We start from the raw sequence: 17,848 nt of genomic DNA on the forward strand, positions 1-17,848 counted from the left end.
CTCCAACGGCCGCCACTTTCTCCGCTTCCGACTCACACGACGGACGCCGCGTCAGCCCCGCTGTCGACGCTCGCCAAGGCGCAAGCGTTTAGACGCCGCCCGAATTACTCGCGGGTATGCCCGACTGTCCACTGGCCGATGAATGCCCGAGCTTCTCCGAGCGGATCTCGGGGATGGGGTGTCGCCACTACGGCGACCGCGGCGGCGCGGAGTGGTGTAACCACTACAACATGCCCATCCGCGAGCTGAAACAGCAGCCCGTCACCCCCGGCGAGGAAGTGACCGTGGAGGTGACCGACATCCACGAGAGCGGTGCCGGCGTCGGCCGCACGGAGGACGGGTTCATCGTGATGGTCGACGGAATCCTTCCGGACGCGCGAGCGCGCGTGAAGATCACCCAGGTGATGTCGAACCACGCCCGCGCCGAGGAGGTCGAGCGCCTGCCGATGGACGAAGCGGAGGCCGAATCCGCCGACGAAGGCGACGAAAACGACGCCGACGGCGACGGAGCCGAGAGCGGCGAGCGCGCCGAAGACGACAGAGCCGGACCCAAGCGTCGCACGGCGCTCGGCAGCCGCGACAACTTCTGGGGTTCCTGAGCCGCGCGACGCCCGTTCCGGAACCGGCCGTGGACAGTGGTTTCTGTAGTTTTTTGCGAACGGGGACGTTACACCGCGTATGGACGACGCTCCGGACGTGGACGTGGAGGCGCTGCTCGAAGGTGCGGGGTTCGATCCCGAGCGGAGCGTCTTGACCCGCCGACAGGCGGAGGTGCTGGCGCTTCGCGAGCGCGGGGTCAGACAGGCCGTCATCGCGGACCTCCTCGGCACGTCCCGCGCGAACGTCTCCAGCGTCGAGGCCAGCGCGCGCTCGAACGTCGAGAAGGCGCGCGAGACGATCGCCTTCGCCGAGGCGCTTTCCGCACCCGTCCGCGTCGAGATAGCGGCCGGAACCGACCTCTACGACGTGCCGAAACTCGTCTACGACGCCTGCGACGCGGCCGGCGTGAAGGTCAGCCACACCGCCCCCGATCTGATGAAGCTCGTGAGCGACGCCGCGGGCGGCGCGGTTCAGGGACGGGAGGTCCGCCAGCCGCTCTTCATCGGCGTCACGAGCGAGGGGCGGATGCGGGTTCGACGGTCGGGCTAGCGCCCGCACTCGCCGCGGGAACCGGCCATTCCGAACGCGAGGAACACCTTTTTCGATCGTCCCGCAGAGCGTCGGGTATGGATCTCGGAATCGACGGCGACGTGGCGCTGGTGACGGCGAGTTCGGCGGGTCTCGGCCGCGCGAGCGCGGAGTCGCTGGCCGCGGAGGGCGCGAACGTGGTGATCTGCGGGCGGAGCGAAGAGCGCCTGTCGGCGGCGGAGGCGGCGATCGAACCTCTCGCCGGCGACGCGCTCGCGGTCGAGGCGGACATCACGGAGGCCGACGACGTCGAGGCGCTCGTCGAGGCGACGGTCGAGGAGTTCGGCGGCCTCGACCACCTCGTCACCTCAGCCGGGGGCGTCCCGCCGGGCGGATTCGTCGACATGACCGACGAGGACTGGTACGCCGCCTACGACACGCTCGTGATGAGCGCCGTCCGGACGATCAGGGCGGCCCGTCCGCACCTCGAAGCGAGCGACGCCGGGACGATCACCTGCATCACCTCGACGAGCGTGCGGGAGGTGATCGACGACCTGCTCCTGTCGAACGCGGTGCGACGGGGCGTCATCGGACTCGTGAAGTCGCTCTCGCGGGAGTTCGCCCCAGACGTGCGGGTGAACGCGGTGCTCCCCGGCGCGCACGAGACCTCCCGAGTCGAGGAACTGATCGAGGCCGCGCTCGACCGCGGCGAGTTCGACACCTACGACGAGGGGCTCGCGAGCTGGTCCGACGGCATTCCGCTCGACCGCATCGGCGACCCGCGCGAACTCGGCGACGCCGTGGCGTTCCTCGCCAGCGACCGCGCGAGCTTCGTCACCGGCGTCTCGCTGCCGGTCGACGGGGGCCGGCTGCGGAGTTAAGACGCCCCTTTCGAGACGCGAACGAGCCGTTTCAGGTTTATTAGCGCGGGAATTGATGCGTATCTATGCAGCTCGACGCGGTAACCGACCTCTCCGACGGCCAGATCGAGGACTACTGTTCCCTCTACCAGTCGTACCTGTGGTGGCAAGATCGAACCCTCGAGGACGTCCGCACGGCGATCGCGAACACCGACGTCGTGGTCGGTCTCGCCGACGAGGATTCGGGCGAACTCGTCGCCGCCGGACGCGCGTTCACCGACTCCGTCTACTACGGCAAGATATACGACGTCATCGTCGAGGAGTCGCTTCGAGGGCGGGGAATCGGACGCGACCTGATGCGCGAACTCGTCCGTCACCCCGCCCTCGAATCGCTCGACGTGCTGACTCTGGATTGCCGTGAAGGATTGATCCCCTTCTACGAGCGGTGCGGTTTCAGACGACACGAGCTGACCGCGCGGCTGGAAGACCGCGAGGAGGATCTCGTACCGATGAAGTACGATTACGGGAGCGGCGGCGCGTAGTACGCCGTCATCAGAACCGCCCCTCCTCCTTCAACGCCGCGACGACTTCCCGCACCCGCTGGGCCTCCGCCTTCGGCGCGACGAGCACGCGGTCGTCCCACGCGACCACGGCGAGGTCGTCCACGCCGACGAGCGAGACGTGCTTGCCGTCGCTCGCGACCACGTTGCCGGCGGCGTCGACGGAGAGCGCCTCCCCGAGCGCGACGTTGTCCGCCGCGTCGGCGTCGAGCACCCGCTCCAGCGCGTCCCACGACCCCAGGTCGTCCCACTCGAAGGCGGCCGGAACGACGGCCGCGTCCTCCGCGCGCTCCATGACGGCGTAGTCGACGCTGACCGCCTCGACCGCTTCGAATCCCGTCTCCGGGTCGCCCGCGTCGAGCGCCTCGACGAGCGGGGCGAGGGGGGAGCCGAGGGCGGCGCGGCGGAGCGCGTCGGGCGTCCACGCGAAGATGCCGGCGTTCCAGAGGCAGCCGGACTCGATGTACCGGGCGGCGGTTTCGGCGTCCGGCTTCTCGCGGAACGCGGCGAGATCGAAGTGGTCGCCGCGGTCGGCCCCCGGCTCGACGTAGCCGTATCCCGTGTCCGGTCGCGTCGGCTCGACGCCGAAGGCGACGAGCGAACCGGTCTCGGCCGCGACGCGCGCGCCGGTTCGCATCGTCGCCTCGAACGCGCCGCCGTCGCCGACGTGGTGGTCGCTCGGCAGCGCGAGCACGACGCAGTCGCCGACGACCTCCCCGATCCGGTGGGTCGCGTAGACGAGCGCCGGTCCCGTGTCCTTCCCGTCGGGTTCGACGATCACGGTCGCCTCGGGCGCGTGGTCCGGAATTTCGGACGCGAACGCCTCGCGCGTGCAGACGAACACTTCGTCGGCGAACGACGCGCGCGCTACGGTCCGCGAGAGCAGGGACCGATCGCCGACCAGCGGCAGGAACTGCTTCGGTCGATCGCTTCGACTTGCCGGGTAGAGTCGGGTGCCGGTGCCGCCGGCGAGCACGAGCGCGACGAGGGGTCGGTCCATGGCGGGTCTTCCCGGCCGACCCTCAAAAAAGGCGCTCTCGCCCGCCCTCGCGCCTCGAACGCTCCTCTTTCCCTCCCTACCACGTCTCGACGACGCCCTCGCGCACGTCCTCCGCGCAGCCCCGGCAGTCGGCGTGATCCGGGTCGAAGCACGACGGTCGCCCGTCGCCGTCGACCGTGACCGCGCGCTGTTCGGCGTAGCGACGACACACGAGGCGCGCCCGCCCCTCCTCGTCGCGCGGCAGATCGAACCGGTTCGCCCCCTCCCCGCCGTCCGTCTCGCCCCGACCCTCGCGGTACGCCTTTCGCGCCTCGGCGTACCGCCGGCCCGCGCCGCGAAACGTGGTTCGAATGAAGCGATCGATCCGGTCGTCCATACCGACCGTTCTCGATCCGCGGACAAAGGCCCGTCGCCTCCCGCACCGTCCGCCGACCCTCGGCGGCCTCGTCCGCTGGCGGCTCCAGCGCCGCGAAATCCAGCGGCTCCAAACGTCCGCGAACGTGTGAGTGGGGGCTCGTAGCCACCGATTACACTTTCTCCGCACGGGTAACCTTTTATACCATCAGGCCCCAACCGACGCATGCCTCTCGTAGAAAAACGAAGCGGAGGCAGTGAGACCACATGACAGCGTTGCGAACCCACGCAGAGGAGATTGCGGAACAGTTCTCGGACCACCTGAACGTCGACGCCGACGAGGTCGAAGAGCGGCTGGACAACCTCGTCAACGAGTACAAGGTCCCCGCCGAGGAGGCGCGCCGGAGCGTCGTCAACAGCTACCTCGACGAGGCCGGGCTGGAGCGAGACGCCATCCGGAGCGGTGGCGGCCAGGCCGCGAAGGTGAGCGACATCGACGAGGACGAACAGTGGGTCGACCTGACGGCGAAGGTCGTCGACCTCTGGGAGCCCCGGAGCGACTCCATCTCGCAGGTCGGTCTGCTCGGCGACGAGTCGGGCACCATCAAGTTCGTCTCGTTCAAGACCTCGGAACTCCCCGAACTGGACGAGGGGGCGGTGTACCGCCTCGAGAACGTCGTCACCGACGAGTACCAGGGTCGGTACTCGGTGAAGCTCAACCGGACGACGACGATCACCGAACTCGACGAGGACATCGAGGTCGGCGACGACAGCGTCACCGTCGAGGGCGCGCTCGTCGACATCCAGAGCGGCAGCGGGTTGATCAAGCGCTGCCCCGAGGAGGGCTGTACGCGCGTCCTCCAGAACGGCCGGTGCTCCGAGCACGGCAGCGTCGAGGGCGAGTTCGACCTGCGGATCAAGGGCGTCCTCGACGACGGCACCGAGATCCAGGAGGTCATCTTCAACCGCGAGATGACGGAGGAACTGACCGGCGTCACGCTGGAGGAGGCCAAACAGCGGGCGATGGACGCGCTCGACACCACGGTCGTCGCCGACGAGATGCGCGAGACCACCCTCGGTCGCTACTACGGCGTCACCGGCCCGACCCTCGGGCGGTACGTCCTCGCGAACGAGTTCGAACAGCTGACCGGGCCGACGGACGCGGAGGACGTCCTCATCAAAGCGAGGTCGATGTAAATGAGCCAGAGCAACGCGGTTCCCACCCGAGAGGTCGCCCGGCGCGTCTTCGCACAGGAGTTCAACGACGCCGGTTACACGTTCAAAGAGTCCGACGACGAGCGCGCGCCCGTCTACCTGCTCCTCCCGTCGGGGGAGCGGGCGAACCGGGTGTTCCTCGTCGGAACCCTCACCGAGAAGGAGGACGTCGGCGAGGACAGCGAGTACTGGCGCGGCCGGATCGTCGATCCGACGGGGACGTTCTTCGTCTACGCCGGCCAGTACCAGCCCGAGGCCGCGAGCGCCCTGCGGGACCTCGAACCCCCGGCCTACGTCGCCATCGTCGGCAAGCCGCGCACCTTCGAGACGGACGAGGGCGGGATCAACGTCTCCGTCCGACCCGAGTCGATCACGACGGTCGACGCCGCGACGCGCGACCGCTGGGTCGTCGAAACCGCCCGTCGAACGCTCGAACGCGTCGAGGCGTTCGAGGACGAGGGCAACGAGTACGCGCGGATGGCCCGCGAGCAGTACGACCTCCCGGTCGACGAGTACAAGCGCGCGGCCGCCGCGGCGCTCGAAAGCCTCGAAGAGACGGACGAACTCGCGGCGAACGCCTGAGGCGGGCGATCGACGCGCGCCACCGTTTTTCGCGTGGCGCACGGCCGAAGACGGAGTCGTTCCGACGCCGATAGCGACGGCTGACGCGTAGAGAACGGCGAACAGCCCACAGACCGCCGGCCCGCGTCGCGGGCGCGCGATCGAAAGCGCGCCCGGGTGTCACCAGCACCCGGACGTCGGGCATACCTGAACCACAAGCAGCCCAGTGAACGTTGATTACGCTCTCGGACAAGAACGTACCGAAAAGACGAACGACGCGATCGCCCGCCGAAACGGAAACGTAGCCGACCGCTCCGACGAGAACGCGCCGGACGCGGCCGCCGATCCCCGTCGGAGCGCGACCGCCGTCACCGGTCCCCACGACGGCCGCGACGGCGACGGTCGCCTCGACCACCGCTACTGGCGGTGCGAGCGTTGCGGGTTCGAAAGCGCCGACCCTCGGCTGCGCGACGGCTGTTTTCGGTGCGATTCCCCGCCGGCTCCGGCCGGGAGTCGGGCCGACTCCACCCGCCCCGCCGACGCCGCAGACGTCGGCGACGCTGACGACACCGACGACACCGACGATGCCGACGACGTCGACGACATCGACGATGCCAGGTGACCGAGCCTCCCCGAGCGGCGACTGGCGCGAGGTCGCCGAGGCGATGGGCGTCGAGCCGGAGGCCTGGTTCGAAGAAGACGCGGAGGACGCCGACGAAGCGGACGAAGGGGGGGAGGCGAGCGAAGCGGACGAAACGGACCGGACGTCGGAGGATCGGCTCGGCTCGCGTCGCCGCGATCTCGTCGGCCGACCCGACGGGAACCCCGCCGACTGAGTCCTCACCACCTCCGTCACTCCAGCGCTTCGCCGATCGCCTCCGTCACTCGCCGGTCGAGCGCGTCGGAGGCGACGAGCGCCGCGACCGCCTCGATCTCACCGTGGCTCGATCGGTCCTCGTCGAGGGGCGGAACGATCTCGCGGACGGCCTCGTAGGTCGCCCCCGTGCCGGCGGCGTGCGAGAGCGCGGGGTCGACGAACTCCGCGGCCTGCGCGGCGCAGAGCAGTTCGACGGCGACGACGGTTCGGACGCGCTCGACCACGCGACGGACGGTGAACGCCGAGGTCGCGCTCATGCTGACGTGGTCCTCCTGCCCGCCGCTGACGGGCGCGTTGTCCGTCGACGGTCGCCCCTCCGACCGGCACTCGTTGAGCAGCGCCGCGGCAGTGTACTGCGGGATCATGTAGCCCGACCGGAGGCCGCTTTCGGCCGTCAAAAACGGCGGGAGGTGCGGCTCCTGGAGGTTCGGGTTGAGCATCCGGTCGACCCGCCGTTCGGCGATGGCCGCGAGGTCGGTGAGCGCGCCCGCGACGTAATCGAGCCGGAGCGCGAGCGGTTCGCCGTGGAAGTTGCCGCCCGAGAGAACCGCCGCCGACGCCGTCCCGCTCGCACGGTCGGAAACGGCGTCGCGCGGAAACACGAGCGGATTGTCGGTCGCGCTGTTCAACTCGACCTCGACCGCGCCGCGGAGGTGCGCCACGGCGTCGCGCACCGCGCCGTGGACCTGCGGCAGACACCTGATGGAGTAGGCGTCCTGCACGCGGTCGCAGTTCCTGTGCGACTCGACGATCTCCGAGCCCTCGGTCAGCCGCTTCACGTTCCGGGCGCTCGCGGCCTGCCCGGGGTGGGGGCGGACCGCCTGGATCGCCGGGTCGCACGAGGCGGTCGTCCCCATCGTCACCTCGGTCGTGAGCGCGCCGGCGGCGTCGGCCGCGCGGAGCGCGCGCTCCGCGTCGTGGACCGCGAGCGCCGCCAGCCCCACGGTGAGCTGCGTCCCGTTGATGAGCGCGAGCCCCTCCTTGGCGGCGAGCGAGAGGGGTTCGAGCCCCGCCGTCGCAAGCGCCTCGTCGCCCGGAAGGCGGTCGTGCCCATCGTCGCCGCCGTCGCGTTCTCGGCACCGAGGCCCATCGTCGGTGGTGCTCTTCGCCCCTTCCCCCTTTTCCACGCGGGCTTCGCCCTCGCCGATCAGGACGAGCGACAGGTGCGCGAGCGGGGCGAGGTCGCCGCTCGCGCCGAGGCTCCCGCGGGACCTGACGACGGGGTGGATCCCCTCGTTGAGCATCGCCACGAGGTGGTCGACGACGACCTCGCGGACGCCCGAATAGCCCTTCGCGAGCGCGTTGATCCGAGTGAGCACGAGCGCGCGAACCTCCTCGGTCGAGAGCTCGCGCCCCGCGCCGGCGGCGTGGCTCCGCAGCAGGTTCTCCTGCAGGTCGTTGATTCGCTCCCGCGGGATGCGAACGTCGACGAGTTCGCCGAAGCCCGTGTTGACGCCGTACACCGCCTCGTCGCTCCCGACGATCTCCTCGATCCGCGCCCGCGACTCGCGGATCGCCCCGCGCGTCCCCTCGTCGATCTCGACGGGCGCGCCCTCGCGGGCGACGGCGACGACCTCCTCGACGGTCAGCGACTCGCCGTCGAGGACGACCCTGTCGGCGTCCGAATCGGCTTCACTCATGCGCCGCCCCCGACCCGTTTCTCGCGTGGGCGACCTCGCCGCCCTTGAGCACGGTTTCGACCGCGTTGACCGCGAAGTTGTAGGGAAGGTGGACGTGCGACGGCGCGTCGAGGACCACGAGGTCCGCCGGCGCGCCCTCTCGGAGGGTTCCCAGCCCGTCCGTCCTGTCGAGCGCCAGCGCGCCGTTTCGCGTCACCGAGACGAGCGCCTGCGCGGGCGTCATCCGCATGCCGACGCAGGCGAGCGACGCCGCGAACCCGAGGCTCTGCGAGTAGCAGTTCGGGTTGAAGTCGGTCGCGACGGCGACGGGCGCGCCGCGGTCGAGGAACGCGCCCGCGTCCGCGTACCCCGCGCCGAGCGCGAACGCCGTCCCGGGGAGGAGCACCGGGACGACGCCGGCCTCGACGAGCGCCTCGACGTCCTCGTCGGTCGAGCGCAGCAGGTGATCGGCGCTCGTAGCCCCGAGATCCGCCGCCAGCCTCGATCCGCCGAGGGTGGCGAACTCGTCGGCGTGGATCTTCGGGGCGAGCCCCGCCTCCCTCCCGGCTTCGAGGACGCGCCGCGACGCTTCGACCGTGAACGCCCCCTCGTCGCAGAAGACGTCGCAGAACTCCGCGATCCCCTGCGCTTCGACCGCGGGGAGCTGTTCGGAGACGACCTCGTCGACGTAGTCGTCCGCGTCGACCCCGGGCGGGACCGCGTGCGCGCCCATGAACGTCGGCACCACGTCGATCGGGTGCCGCTCGTCGGCGCGCGCGACGACCTCCAGCATCCGGAGTTCCGTCTCGACGTCGAGCCCGTATCCGGACTTCACCTCGGCGGTCGTCGTCCCGTGGGCGAGCATCGTGTCGAGGTGCGACAGCAGGATCTCGAGCAGGTCGTCGTCGCTCGCCGCGCGCGTGGCTCCGACGGTCCGGAGGATGCCGCCGCCCTCGGCCATGATCTCCTGATAGGTCTTTCCCCGAAGTTTCGCCTCGAACTCGTCGGAGCGGTCGCCAGCGAAGAGGGCGTGCGTGTGCGCGTCGACGAACCCGGGAATCACGCTCTTTCCCGCCGCGTCGACGGCGACCGCGGCGTTCTCCGGGGGATGCTCGCGCGTCACCTCGTCGGAGGGGCCGACGGCGGCGACGCGCCCGTCGACGACCGCGACGGCGGCGTCCTCGCGGCGGACGAGCGGCGCGCTCGCGTCGTCCCCCCTCTCGGCCTCCTCGGGTCCGACCACGACCTCGGCGGCGTCGCGGACGACGGCGGTGAGTTCAGCCATGGCGTTCCCCCTTCGCGCCGTAGCCACTTAGAAAGTGAGCGACGGCCCGCGCGCCCGCCGCGGCGGTGCGTCCGTCCCGATCCAGCCGCGGGGCGCACTCGACGACCTCGAAGCCGGCGACGCGCTCGTCGTCGGCGACCCGACGGAGCACCGCGAACAGCTCCCGCGTCGACAGGCCGCCGGGCGTCGGCGCGCTCACCCCCGGCGCGGCGGTCGCGTCGAGCGCGTCGAGGTCGACGCTGACGTAGATCGCGTCGACCCCGGTCATCGCGGCCAGCGCCCATTCGGCCGCCCCGATCGGATCGCTCCCCGCCGCGTCGGCGGTGACGATCTCCCCGTCCCTCTCGCGGACGTACTCGGCGTAGGCCGTCGAGGTCTCGAAGTGGCGCGCGCCGACGCAGGCGTACGCGTCGAGGCCCGATTCGAACAGCTGTCTGTACGGCGTGCCGCTGGTCGCGTCGTCTCGGACCTCGCGCACGTCGAGGTGGGCGTCGACGTTGACGACGCCGAGCGAGCGGTCGAGAAGCGGCGCGGCGTTCGGGTACGTGAGCGAGTTGTCGCCGCCGAGGAACACGGGGAGGGCGTCAGTCGCGTGGATCCGGCGGGCGACGTCGCCCACCGCCTCCTGCACCGCGCGGACGCTCCCGTCCGGGATCTCCACGTCGCCGAGGTCGCAGAGGGCCCCGATCGGACCCCCGTCGAAGTGGTGCGTCTTGACCGACGCGAGCGCCTCGCGGAGCGCGGCCGGTCCTTCCCGGGCTCCCGTCCGTCCGATGACCCCGCCGTCGTAGGGTTCGCCGACGAGCACCGCGTCGGACGACCCCTCGCCGACGGCGTCATCTGACCCCGTCAGACGTGCCATCGAGCACGGCTCGACCACGTCTCCGAACTGCTCGTCGTTCGGGTCTCCGGACGGTCCCGACCACGCCGGCGGATCGCGGAGGCGCGTCATCGTCGATCACGCATCGGGATCGGGACGTTCGACGCCGACGCCTCGTCCAGCGCCTCGTCGTACCCGGCGTCGGCGTGGCGGATCACGCCCGTGCCGGGATCGGTGGTGAACACCCGGCGCGCCTTCTCGGCGGCGAGATCCGACCCGTCGAGGACGACGTGGTTGTTCGAGTGGAGCGCGTTGCCGATGCCGACGCCGCCGCCGTCGTGGACGGAGACGATGTCCGCGCCGGCCGCGCAGTTTATGAGCGCGTTGAGGATCGGCCAGTCAGCCACGGCGTCGGTGCCGTCCTTCATGGCCTCCGTCTCGCGGTGGGGGCTGGCGACGCTCCCCGCGTCGAGGTGGTCGCGGGTGACGACGATCGGCGCGGAGATCTCCCCCTCGCGGACGAGGTCGTTGACGCGGAGCGCGAACGCCGCGCGCTCCGTGAGCCCGTCGTCGCCCGCGGCGCACCCCAGCCAGCACACCCGCGCGGGCAAGCCCTGAAAGGACACGTGTTCCCGCGCGAGATCGATCCACCGCCGGAGGTGCGATTTGTCGGGAAACAGCTCCGTCACCGCCTCGTCCGTCCGGCGGATGTCCTCGGGATCGCCGGAGAGCGCGACCCAGCGGAAGGGCCCCTTTCCGCGGCAAAAGAGCGGCCGGACGTACGCCGGGACGAAGCCGGGGAAGTCGAACGCCTCCTCCATCCCCCGGTGCTCCCGCACCTGTCCGCGGATGTTGTTGCCGTACTCGAAGGCGATCGCGCCGCGTTCTTGCAGCCCCAGAATGGCGTCGACGTGTCGCGCCATCGTGTCGAGGCTCTCTTCGACGTACCGCTCGGGGTCCGACCCGCGCAGTTCGTCGGCCTCCTCGACGGCGTAGCCGCTCGGGACGTACCCCGACAGCTCGTCGTGGGCGCTCGTCTGATCCGTGACCACGTCCGGGACGAAGTCGCGTTCGAGCATCGCCTCCAGCACGTCCGCGGCGTTGGCGTGGACGCCGACGCTGTACGGTTGGCCCGCCTCGGCGGCTTCCTCGGCCTTCCGGATCGCCTCGTCGAGATCGGCCGTCTTCTCCACGCAGTAGCCGGTCTCGATGCGGCGGTCGATCCGCGATTCGTCCACCTCGGCGGCGATGCAGACGCCGCGGTTCATCGTCACCGCGAGGGGCTGCGCGCCGCCCATTCCGCCGAGGCCGCCGGTGACGACGATCCGACCGCGGAGGTCGGCCGTCGCGTCCGCGTCACCCGCCGCGTCCACGTTCCCCGTCGCGTCCGTCGCGTCCGCCCCGACCGTCTCGCCCGCCGCGTCGGAGAAGTGCCGCCGCGCCAGTTCCGCGAGCGTCTCGTACGTCCCCTGCACGATGCCCTGCGTGCCGATGTACGCCCACGACCCGGCGGTCATCTGGCCGTACATGATCTTCCCCTCGGCCTCCAGCTCGTGAAAGTGCTCCCACCCGTCCCACTTGCCGACGAGGTTGGAGTTGGCGATGAGCACCCGGGGGGCCGTTTCGTGGGTCCGGAACCTGCCGACGGGCTTTCCCGACTGGACGAGGAGCGTCTCGTCGTTCTCCAGTTCCCTGAGCTCGGCCAGGATCGCGTCGTACGCGTCCCAGCTCCGGGCGGCGCGGCCGGTGCCGCCGTAGACGACGAGCCGCTCCGGAGCCTCGCCGACCTCGGGGTCGAGGTTGTTGTTCAACAGCCGGAGGGCTGCCTCCTGCCGCCATCCCTTGCACTCGATGTCGGTGCCGGTCGGCGAGCCGCGGTACCGCCGCCACTCGTCGCTCGGGGCTCCGATCCGATCCGCCGTCTCCGCGGGCGTCCGTTCGCTCATCTCGTCCTATCCGTTGTCGACGAGCGTCGAATACCTTCGACCCTCCTTACGGAGCTATATTTATATGGGGGTGCGGTCGACTGCGGATATGTACGAGGCGACGTTCCGGATCGACGACGGCGGGCCGTACGCGACGGCGACGGCGGGAACTGACGCGCGAATCGAACTGTGGTGCAACGACCACTGCGACCTCTTGCACGTCACCGACGGGGCGGCCGAGGAGGTGATCGAACACGTCGAGGCGTCGGTGGGCGTCCGGGACCGGCTGGCGAACGAGAACGAACTCGTCGTCGTCACCGCCGCGTGTCTGAAAGACCGCACGGCGGACCACGTCGAGCGGTACCTCCGCGCGCACGGCTGTCTGCTCCTGCCGCCGCTGCGGTACGCCGAGGGCGCGAAGTTCTGTCGGCTGCTCGCGCTCGATCCGTCGGCGCTGACCGCGTGCTACCGCGACCTCGTCGCCGACGGGTACGCGGTGGGCGTCGAGACGAAGCGGGAGGTGAGCGCCGTGGCTCAGGACGGCCCGCTGCTCACGCTCGACGACGTGCTGCCGGCGCTCACCTCGCGCCAGCGCGAGGTCTTCGCGGTCGCCTACGAGCGGGGGTACTACCGGATTCCGCGGGAGGTTTCGACCGCGTCCATCGCCGACGCCGTCGGCGTCGAGCGCCGAACCGCGGAGGAGCACCTCCGGCGCGCCGAGAACAAGCTGGTCGGGGCGTTGGTTCCGTACCTCTGATCGCGACTCAGAGCAACCCCAGCGCGGCAACGAGGTGCGTCATCGCGGCGACGAGCGGCACGAGGATCGCCGTGCGCATGACGAACAGCGCGACGAGGTCGCGAAACCGGATCGGCACGTCGGAGAACATGTCCATCATCATCGGCCCGACGCTGGAGAAGAAGATGAGCTGGGACACCGCGAGCACCGCGACGAAAAAGCGGGCCATCGGCTCCGCCTCGGCGACGAGGAGGACGGGGACGTACATCTCGGTGACGCCGACGATCGTCGCGGGCGCGACGGTCTCGGCGTTCGGGATTCCGAGCAACTCGATCAGGGGGACGAGCGGCGCGCCGAGGATTCGGAAGGTCGGCGTGTACGCGGAAAGCAGCACGGCCGCGAGGCCGACCGCGAGGATGGTTCCGAGGACGAGGCTCGTCAGCTTCAGACCGTCCACGAACCCCCGCCGGGCGGCTTCGAGGAACGTTTCTCCCTCCTCCGCCTTGCCGACCGCCTCGCTCAGCGCGAACCGGAGGTAGTCGCGGACGGAGCCGTCGAACGGCACCTCGGGGTCGGGTTCGGCGACGTACTCCTCGGGGACGGTGCTGATCGGCGGGAGCCGGACGAGCACGACCGCGCAGACGACGACGCAGACGAAGTACGCGAGGAAGATGAGCGGAAAGAGCGCGAGCATGTCGACGGTCGCGGCGACGACGCCGACGAAGCCGATGCTCACCGTCGAAAAGCAGGTCGCGATGGTGAACACGTCGCGCTTGTCGTACCCCCCGCGCTCGAAGACGTTCCGGGTCACGTACAGCCCGACGCTGTAGGAGCCGACCCACGAGGCGACGCTGTCGAGGGCGGCCCGACCGGGCAGGCGGAACAGCGGCCGCATCACCGGCCGCGCGAGCGTGCCGACGAACTCCAGTCCGCCGAGTTCGACGAAGATCGTGATGAACACCGCCCCCACGGGGATGATCACGCCCACGCTGTAGATCAGCGTCTCCCACATGAACCCGCCCGTCTCGGGCGCGTGCAGCCACCCCGGGCCGAGTTCGAAGAACATCACCGGCGCGAGGAGCGCGCCCGCGACGCGAAAGAGCCAGAAGACGGTCGAACTCTCGAAGTACGAGAGGTCGAGCGGTGTCTCGACCGAGGCGATTCCGCGACGGTCGAACTCCGCGGCGGTCGTCAGCAGGCCCCCCGCGACGACGATGGCGAGGCAGTACGCCCCGACGGCGGTCGGGAACGATTCGGTGATCCAGCTCACGGCGACGTCGAACGGGACGGTGAGTTCGCCCTCCCACGGCACCGGAACGAGAAAGAAGGCGGCCCCGAGGAGAAACGCGACGACGAACTTCGCGACCGGCCGGGCGTCGTACCCGTTGAGGCGCACGTCGTCGATGCTTCGCGCGGCCGGTTCCGCTTCGATCGTCCACACCTCATCGTGCGGTTCGGTAGCCATGTTCGTGATACGGTCGGCGGCGTCGATGTACCCTCACCCGCCGCACGCGGTGGGGTTTATGTCCGTGCGCCCGGGCAGACCGCGGTTTCGGATGACAAACGGCTCGTTGTGTCGTCTGACGAACGAGTGGGATCGTCTGACGAACGATTAAGTGGGGTGCGCCGCGTAGTGCAACCGAGATGGGCAACAAGAACAAGACGATCTCGTTCCGCGTCAACGAGGACGCGTTCGAGACCCTCCGGGAGATCGCCGAGGAGCGCGACATCTCCCTGTCGGCCGTGTTCCGGGATTACGTGGACACCCTCGTTGCCCACGACGGTCAGGTCCGCGTCGTCCCCGAGCACGAACTGGAGATAAAGCGGGGCGACGAGAGCTTCCCGCCGAAGGTCGAGGTGCCGAAGAGCTTCATCCGCGAGCACGAGCGCCTGGAACTCGAAGCCGACCACCTCCGCGAGCAGTTGGAGGAGTACAAACAGTACGTGACGCACCTCCGCGAGCAGCTCGACGAGTCGGACGAGGAGGAGGTCATCCACCTGGAAGATCTCGACGCCGACGCGGACGAACAGCCGTTCCGGCTGGGCTAACGCTTCCGACCCGCTCCCCGACCGGACTTCCTACCCGGAGAGTTCCCTCGCGGCCCGCGCCGCACGTCGTTTCGTCTCCTCGTCGCCCTCGACGCCGGCGAGCGCCTCGACCGCCTCCAGCGTCCGCACGGACTGGTCGAGAAACGAGAGGACGTCGCCGGGGTAGGCGTACAGCATGTACTCGTCGGACATCACGTCGACGATGGCGTCGGGGCCGAGCCCCTGCGCCCGGAGTTCGAGCAGGTAGCGGACGAACTTCCGCTCCGGGTGGCCGCAGTAGGGGTTGTTCTTGCAGCCGCAGTCGAGAAAGTCCTCGGCGAAGTCGAGCGCGCGCTCCCTCGTCGCCTCGTCGAGTTTCGACAGCCCCTCCCCGGTGAAGAGGACGTCCAGCGTCGCCCCCGCGAACGCCCGCTTCGGGACGTTCACGTCGAGCTGCGAGACGATCTGCCGGTGGTTTTTGACGTATATCTTGTCCGTGATAGCCACTGTTGGACCCGCGTAGGGGCGCGAGCGGCAAAAGGCTCCCGGAAGGACCGCCGCCGCCGCTCGACGGTCGACGGACCTCGGGTGTTCGACCGTCGTCGGTCGTCGAACGCCGTTCCTCGCCGATCGGAGGCGACGGCCGCCGATCGGCTCAGGATTCGATCTTCTCGACGATCTGCTTCGCCTGCTCTCTCGCCTCGTCCTCGTCCGCGTTCTCCTTTCGGATGAGGACGCTCTCGACCTGCCACTCGTCTCCGTCTTCCTTCTTGCCCGTCCGGACCTCGCTCCCTTCCGACACCGAGTTCGCGACGTTCGCGGCCCAGTCGGGCGTCCGGATCGTGTCGAACCGGTCGGGGTCACGGAACCGGACGTGGATGTACTCGTCCTCCTCGTCCACCATCTGCACGTCGGGGATGTCGGCCATGGTCTGACGTTCCACGTCCAGCGGCGTAAGTGACCGGCCGGGATATGTCGGCGAACGCCGAGGGCCGCGCGCCCGGTTTTCGGCGGAATCGCGGCACGCGGCGTCCGTACCACCGCAGAAAGTCGTAACGTATTTCCGTCGGACCGCTGTATGCCGACGTGTGTCCGGGTTGGGGTAGTGGTTATCCTTCAGCCTTGTGGAGGCTGAGACGCGGGTTCGATTCTCGCACCCGGACTTTTTCACGACGACCGAAGGGAGGAGTGGAAAAGCCGGAAGGCGAGATCGAATCACGCGAGACGAGCGGGGCGAGTCTCGCGGTCGGGATCGATTCTCGCGCCCGGTTCACCTCGACCACTCGACGTGGTCGCTCGCGTCCGTACTTCTAAATAGTCCAACTCTGTTGAATATTAAACATCTAAGAAACTTTTAACATCTTCAGATAAAGTCGAATAGATGAATCCACAATGACGAACCCCACGCAGCGACCCCTTCGACGACGCTCCGTCCTTCGCGCGGCGGCCGCGACGGCGGCGCTCGGCGCGGCTTCCGGTCTTTCGGCGGCCGGGTCGTCTTCGGACGACGAGCGAACGAAGACGATCACCGGGCGCATCGAGGACGACGCGCCGGACTGGGTGTACGTTCCGTTCGAGGTGCCGGCGGGCGTGACGGAACTGCACGTCGAGTACGAGTACAACGAGAGCGAGGAGAACGTCCTCGACATCGGCGTTTTCGATCCCGACGGCTACGATCTCGGCAACGTCGACGGCTTCCGCGGCTGGTCCGGCGGCGCGCGGTCGGAGTTTTCCATCTCGCGAGCGGCGGCGACGCCCGGCTACGTCCCGGGACCGATCGAGAGCGGGACGTGGCACGTCATCCTCGGGCCGTACAAAGTCTCGTCGACCGGCATCGACTACGAGCTCACGATCACGATGCGCTCCGTCGATCCGGGCCCGGCGTTCGAACCGGACCCCGCGCCGACGGCGCTGAACGACGAGGCGGGTTGGTACCGGGGGGACATCCACCTCCACACGGTCCACTCGGACGGCCAGTACACCCCGTCGGAGGTCGTCTCCCGCGCGGCCGACGCCGACCTCGATTTCGTCGTCCCGACCGATCACAACACCCCCACGGCGAACCTCGTCTGGGGGGAACACGCCCGGTCGGACCTCCTCGTGATCAACGGCGAAGAACCCACCACGCGCGCCGGTCACTACAGCGCGATCGGCCTCGAACCCGGTCAGTGGATCGACTGGCGATACCTCCCCGAGGACGATCAGCTTCCCCGATTCGTCGAGGAGGTTCGCGACGTCGGCGGCTTCACCGTCGCGCAGCACCCGTTCTGTCCGTACAAGGGGTGCGACTGGCGGTTCGGCTACGAGCACGTCGACACGATCGAGGTGTGGAACGGCCCGTGGACCGCGGACGACGATCGATCCGTCGAACTGTGGGACGAACTGCTCCGTGACGGGCTGGCGATCCCGGCGGTCGGCGGGAGCGACTCGCACGGCCCCGATCGCGACCTCGGCCACCCGCAGATGGTCGTTCGCGCGCCGCGGTTGGCCGTCGACGCGATCCTGCCGGAGCTGAAGGCCGGCCGATCCTACGTCGCCGCGTCGACCGACGTCGCCCTGCGCATGTCGGTCCGAGCGGGCCGCGACCGGGCCGAGATCGGAGAGACCGTCGAAGCCGCGCCGGATGCTCGCCTCGTGACTCGCCTTCGAGTCGTCGGCGCTGCGTCCGCCGTCGCGACGCTCCACACCCAGGAGGGAACCGTGAAGACGAAGCCACTCTCCGAAGACCGCGAGACGGTGACGGTTTCGACACGGGCGGACGAAGTGGACTACGTCAGGGCCGAGGTCCGCGATTCCGAGGGAGCGATGGTCGCGCTGACCAATCCCGTTTTCGTCCGTCGTTCGACGCCAGCGTAATCGGCCCGAGACGCGGATTTTTCC

20 protein-coding genes and 1 tRNA gene are annotated in these 17,848 nt (G+C 69.5%); 12 read left to right on the plus strand and 9 right to left on the minus strand.

Annotated features, from left to right (window positions below; all coding sequences use genetic code 11):
• Nucleotides 1–116: 116 nt before the first annotated feature.
• The 4 genes from C3L37_RS09015 to C3L37_RS09030 all read left to right on the plus strand — a co-directional run bounded on the left by C3L37_RS09015 (nucleotide 117) and on the right by C3L37_RS09030 (nucleotide 2,530).
• Entirely contained in the window at nucleotides 117–599 is a 483-nt protein-coding gene (locus tag C3L37_RS09015) for a TRAM domain-containing protein (RefSeq protein WP_129114279.1), read from the plus strand.
• A gap of 79 nt (nucleotides 600–678) precedes the next feature.
• A complete protein-coding gene (locus tag C3L37_RS09020; RefSeq protein ID WP_129114280.1) occupies nucleotides 679–1,149 on the plus strand; it encodes a Tfx family DNA-binding protein in 471 nt (156 codons plus the stop codon).
• A 77-nt stretch (nucleotides 1,150–1,226) separates the two neighbouring features.
• The gene (locus C3L37_RS09025; protein WP_129114281.1) at nucleotides 1,227–2,009 is read left to right on the plus strand and encodes an SDR family oxidoreductase; all 783 of its coding nucleotides are present in this window, start codon (nucleotides 1,227–1,229) and stop codon (nucleotides 2,007–2,009) included.
• Between the two features lie 65 nt (nucleotides 2,010–2,074).
• Entirely contained in the window at nucleotides 2,075–2,530 is a 456-nt protein-coding gene (locus C3L37_RS09030) for a GNAT family N-acetyltransferase (RefSeq protein ID WP_129114282.1), read from the plus strand.
• 10 nt (nucleotides 2,531–2,540) lie between these two features.
• Here the strand turns inward: C3L37_RS09030 and C3L37_RS09035 are convergent, their stop codons facing one another.
• Together C3L37_RS09035 and C3L37_RS09040 are read right to left on the minus strand one after the other, a co-directional pair.
• Nucleotides 2,541–3,548, minus strand: coding sequence for a mannose-1-phosphate guanylyltransferase (locus C3L37_RS09035; protein ID WP_129114283.1), 1,008 nt, complete (start codon nucleotides 3,546–3,548; stop codon nucleotides 2,541–2,543).
• Between the two features lie 76 nt (nucleotides 3,549–3,624).
• Nucleotides 3,625–3,924: a DUF7091 family protein gene (locus C3L37_RS09040; protein WP_129114284.1), complete on the minus strand. Its 300-nt coding sequence runs from the start codon at nucleotides 3,922–3,924 to the stop codon at nucleotides 3,625–3,627.
• 245 nt (nucleotides 3,925–4,169) lie between these two features.
• Here C3L37_RS09040 and C3L37_RS09045 point away from each other — a divergent pair, with 245 nt between their 5' ends.
• The 4 genes from C3L37_RS09045 to C3L37_RS09060 all read left to right on the plus strand — a co-directional run bounded on the left by C3L37_RS09045 (nucleotide 4,170) and on the right by C3L37_RS09060 (nucleotide 6,514).
• Nucleotides 4,170–5,099 carry a replication factor A gene (locus C3L37_RS09045; RefSeq protein ID WP_129114285.1) on the plus strand — a complete coding sequence of 310 codons (930 nt, stop codon included), beginning with the start codon at nucleotides 4,170–4,172 and terminating at the stop codon, nucleotides 5,097–5,099.
• On the plus strand, nucleotides 5,100–5,699 hold the full coding sequence (locus C3L37_RS09050; RefSeq protein ID WP_129114286.1) for an RPA family protein: 600 nt from the start codon (nucleotides 5,100–5,102) through the stop codon (nucleotides 5,697–5,699).
• A 205-nt stretch (nucleotides 5,700–5,904) separates the two neighbouring features.
• Complete coding sequence (locus tag C3L37_RS09055; protein ID WP_129114287.1) at nucleotides 5,905–6,300, plus strand: hypothetical protein; 396 nt, start codon at nucleotides 5,905–5,907, stop codon at nucleotides 6,298–6,300.
• Entirely contained in the window at nucleotides 6,290–6,514 is a 225-nt protein-coding gene (locus C3L37_RS09060; protein WP_129114288.1) for a hypothetical protein, read from the plus strand. The genes C3L37_RS09055 and C3L37_RS09060 overlap by 11 nt, the downstream gene beginning before the upstream one ends.
• Nucleotides 6,515–6,530: 16 nt before the next feature.
• Here the strand turns inward: C3L37_RS09060 and C3L37_RS09065 are convergent, their stop codons facing one another.
• The 4 genes from C3L37_RS09065 to hutU are packed head-to-tail and all read right to left on the minus strand — an operon-like array spanning nucleotide 6,531 to nucleotide 12,225.
• A complete protein-coding gene (locus C3L37_RS09065; protein WP_129114289.1) occupies nucleotides 6,531–8,195 on the minus strand; it encodes an HAL/PAL/TAL family ammonia-lyase in 1,665 nt (554 codons plus the stop codon).
• On the minus strand, nucleotides 8,188–9,459 hold the full coding sequence (hutI, locus tag C3L37_RS09070; protein WP_129114290.1) for an imidazolonepropionase: 1,272 nt from the start codon (nucleotides 9,457–9,459) through the stop codon (nucleotides 8,188–8,190). The genes C3L37_RS09065 and hutI overlap by 8 nt, the downstream gene beginning before the upstream one ends.
• A complete protein-coding gene (hutG, locus tag C3L37_RS09075) occupies nucleotides 9,452–10,411 on the minus strand; it encodes a formimidoylglutamase (protein ID WP_129114291.1) in 960 nt (319 codons plus the stop codon). Before hutG ends, hutI begins: the two co-directional genes overlap by 8 nt.
• Complete coding sequence (gene hutU, locus C3L37_RS09080; protein WP_129114292.1) at nucleotides 10,408–12,225, minus strand: urocanate hydratase; 1,818 nt, start codon at nucleotides 12,223–12,225, stop codon at nucleotides 10,408–10,410. The genes hutG and hutU overlap by 4 nt, the downstream gene beginning before the upstream one ends.
• 88 nt (nucleotides 12,226–12,313) lie before the next feature.
• On the opposite strand from hutU, the gene C3L37_RS09085 reads away from it, so the two are divergent.
• Nucleotides 12,314–12,961 carry a helix-turn-helix domain-containing protein gene (locus C3L37_RS09085; RefSeq protein ID WP_129114293.1) on the plus strand — a complete coding sequence of 216 codons (648 nt, stop codon included), beginning with the start codon at nucleotides 12,314–12,316 and terminating at the stop codon, nucleotides 12,959–12,961.
• A gap of 7 nt (nucleotides 12,962–12,968) precedes the next feature.
• Here the strand turns inward: C3L37_RS09085 and C3L37_RS09090 are convergent, their stop codons facing one another.
• On the minus strand, nucleotides 12,969–14,405 hold the full coding sequence (locus C3L37_RS09090) for a YjiH family protein (RefSeq protein WP_129114294.1): 1,437 nt from the start codon (nucleotides 14,403–14,405) through the stop codon (nucleotides 12,969–12,971).
• 179 nt (nucleotides 14,406–14,584) lie between these two features.
• Here C3L37_RS09090 and C3L37_RS09095 point away from each other — a divergent pair, with 179 nt between their 5' ends.
• Nucleotides 14,585–14,989: a ribbon-helix-helix protein, CopG family gene (locus tag C3L37_RS09095; protein WP_129114295.1), complete on the plus strand. Its 405-nt coding sequence runs from the start codon at nucleotides 14,585–14,587 to the stop codon at nucleotides 14,987–14,989.
• Between the two features lie 30 nt (nucleotides 14,990–15,019).
• Here the strand turns inward: C3L37_RS09095 and C3L37_RS09100 are convergent, their stop codons facing one another.
• The gene (locus tag C3L37_RS09100) at nucleotides 15,020–15,475 is read right to left on the minus strand and encodes a DUF5814 domain-containing protein (RefSeq protein WP_129114296.1); all 456 of its coding nucleotides are present in this window, start codon (nucleotides 15,473–15,475) and stop codon (nucleotides 15,020–15,022) included.
• 148 nt (nucleotides 15,476–15,623) lie between these two features.
• Nucleotides 15,624–15,896: a hypothetical protein gene (locus tag C3L37_RS09105; RefSeq protein ID WP_129114297.1), complete on the minus strand. Its 273-nt coding sequence runs from the start codon at nucleotides 15,894–15,896 to the stop codon at nucleotides 15,624–15,626.
• A 163-nt stretch (nucleotides 15,897–16,059) separates the two neighbouring features.
• Between C3L37_RS09105 and C3L37_RS09110 the strand changes: the two genes are divergently transcribed.
• Both C3L37_RS09110 and C3L37_RS09115 read left to right on the plus strand, forming a co-directional pair.
• Nucleotides 16,060–16,131 (plus strand) — tRNA-His (locus tag C3L37_RS09110).
• 229 nt (nucleotides 16,132–16,360) lie between these two features.
• Complete coding sequence (locus C3L37_RS09115) at nucleotides 16,361–17,824, plus strand: CehA/McbA family metallohydrolase (protein WP_129114298.1); 1,464 nt, start codon at nucleotides 16,361–16,363, stop codon at nucleotides 17,822–17,824.
• Nucleotides 17,825–17,848: the final 24 nt, after the last annotated feature.

The organism is Halegenticoccus tardaugens, from assembly GCF_004116405.1.
Taxonomy (GTDB): Archaea; Halobacteriota; Halobacteria; order Halobacteriales; family Haloferacaceae; genus Halegenticoccus; species Halegenticoccus tardaugens.

Bases quoted from the DNA above. Each gene is read 5' to 3' on its own strand.
- C3L37_RS09095 (WP_129114295.1), top strand. From the start codon at position 14,585: ATGGGCAACAAGAACAAGACGATCTCGTTCCGCGTCAACGAGGACGCG.
- C3L37_RS09025 (WP_129114281.1), top strand. From the start codon at position 1,227: ATGGATCTCGGAATCGACGGCGACGTGGCGCTGGTGACGGCGAGTTCG.
- C3L37_RS09040 (WP_129114284.1), bottom strand. From the start codon at position 3,924: ATGGACGACCGGATCGATCGCTTCATTCGAACCACGTTTCGCGGCGCG.
- hutI (WP_129114290.1), bottom strand. From the start codon at position 9,459: ATGGCTGAACTCACCGCCGTCGTCCGCGACGCCGCCGAGGTCGTGGTC.
- C3L37_RS09015 (WP_129114279.1), top strand. From the start codon at position 117: ATGCCCGACTGTCCACTGGCCGATGAATGCCCGAGCTTCTCCGAGCGG.
- C3L37_RS09035 (WP_129114283.1), bottom strand. From the start codon at position 3,548: ATGGACCGACCCCTCGTCGCGCTCGTGCTCGCCGGCGGCACCGGCACC.
- hutU (WP_129114292.1), bottom strand. From the start codon at position 12,225: ATGAGCGAACGGACGCCCGCGGAGACGGCGGATCGGATCGGAGCCCCG.
- hutG (WP_129114291.1), bottom strand. From the start codon at position 10,411: ATGACGCGCCTCCGCGATCCGCCGGCGTGGTCGGGACCGTCCGGAGAC.
- C3L37_RS09050 (WP_129114286.1), top strand. From the start codon at position 5,100: ATGAGCCAGAGCAACGCGGTTCCCACCCGAGAGGTCGCCCGGCGCGTC.
- C3L37_RS09105 (WP_129114297.1), bottom strand. From the start codon at position 15,896: ATGGCCGACATCCCCGACGTGCAGATGGTGGACGAGGAGGACGAGTAC.
- C3L37_RS09115 (WP_129114298.1), top strand. From the start codon at position 16,361: ATGACGAACCCCACGCAGCGACCCCTTCGACGACGCTCCGTCCTTCGC.
- C3L37_RS09020 (WP_129114280.1), top strand. From the start codon at position 679: ATGGACGACGCTCCGGACGTGGACGTGGAGGCGCTGCTCGAAGGTGCG.
- C3L37_RS09090 (WP_129114294.1), bottom strand. From the start codon at position 14,405: ATGGCTACCGAACCGCACGATGAGGTGTGGACGATCGAAGCGGAACCG.
- C3L37_RS09030 (WP_129114282.1), top strand. From the start codon at position 2,075: ATGCAGCTCGACGCGGTAACCGACCTCTCCGACGGCCAGATCGAGGAC.
- C3L37_RS09045 (WP_129114285.1), top strand. From the start codon at position 4,170: ATGACAGCGTTGCGAACCCACGCAGAGGAGATTGCGGAACAGTTCTCG.
- C3L37_RS09065 (WP_129114289.1), bottom strand. From the start codon at position 8,195: ATGAGTGAAGCCGATTCGGACGCCGACAGGGTCGTCCTCGACGGCGAG.
- C3L37_RS09085 (WP_129114293.1), top strand. From the start codon at position 12,314: ATGTACGAGGCGACGTTCCGGATCGACGACGGCGGGCCGTACGCGACG.
- C3L37_RS09060 (WP_129114288.1), top strand. From the start codon at position 6,290: ATGCCAGGTGACCGAGCCTCCCCGAGCGGCGACTGGCGCGAGGTCGCC.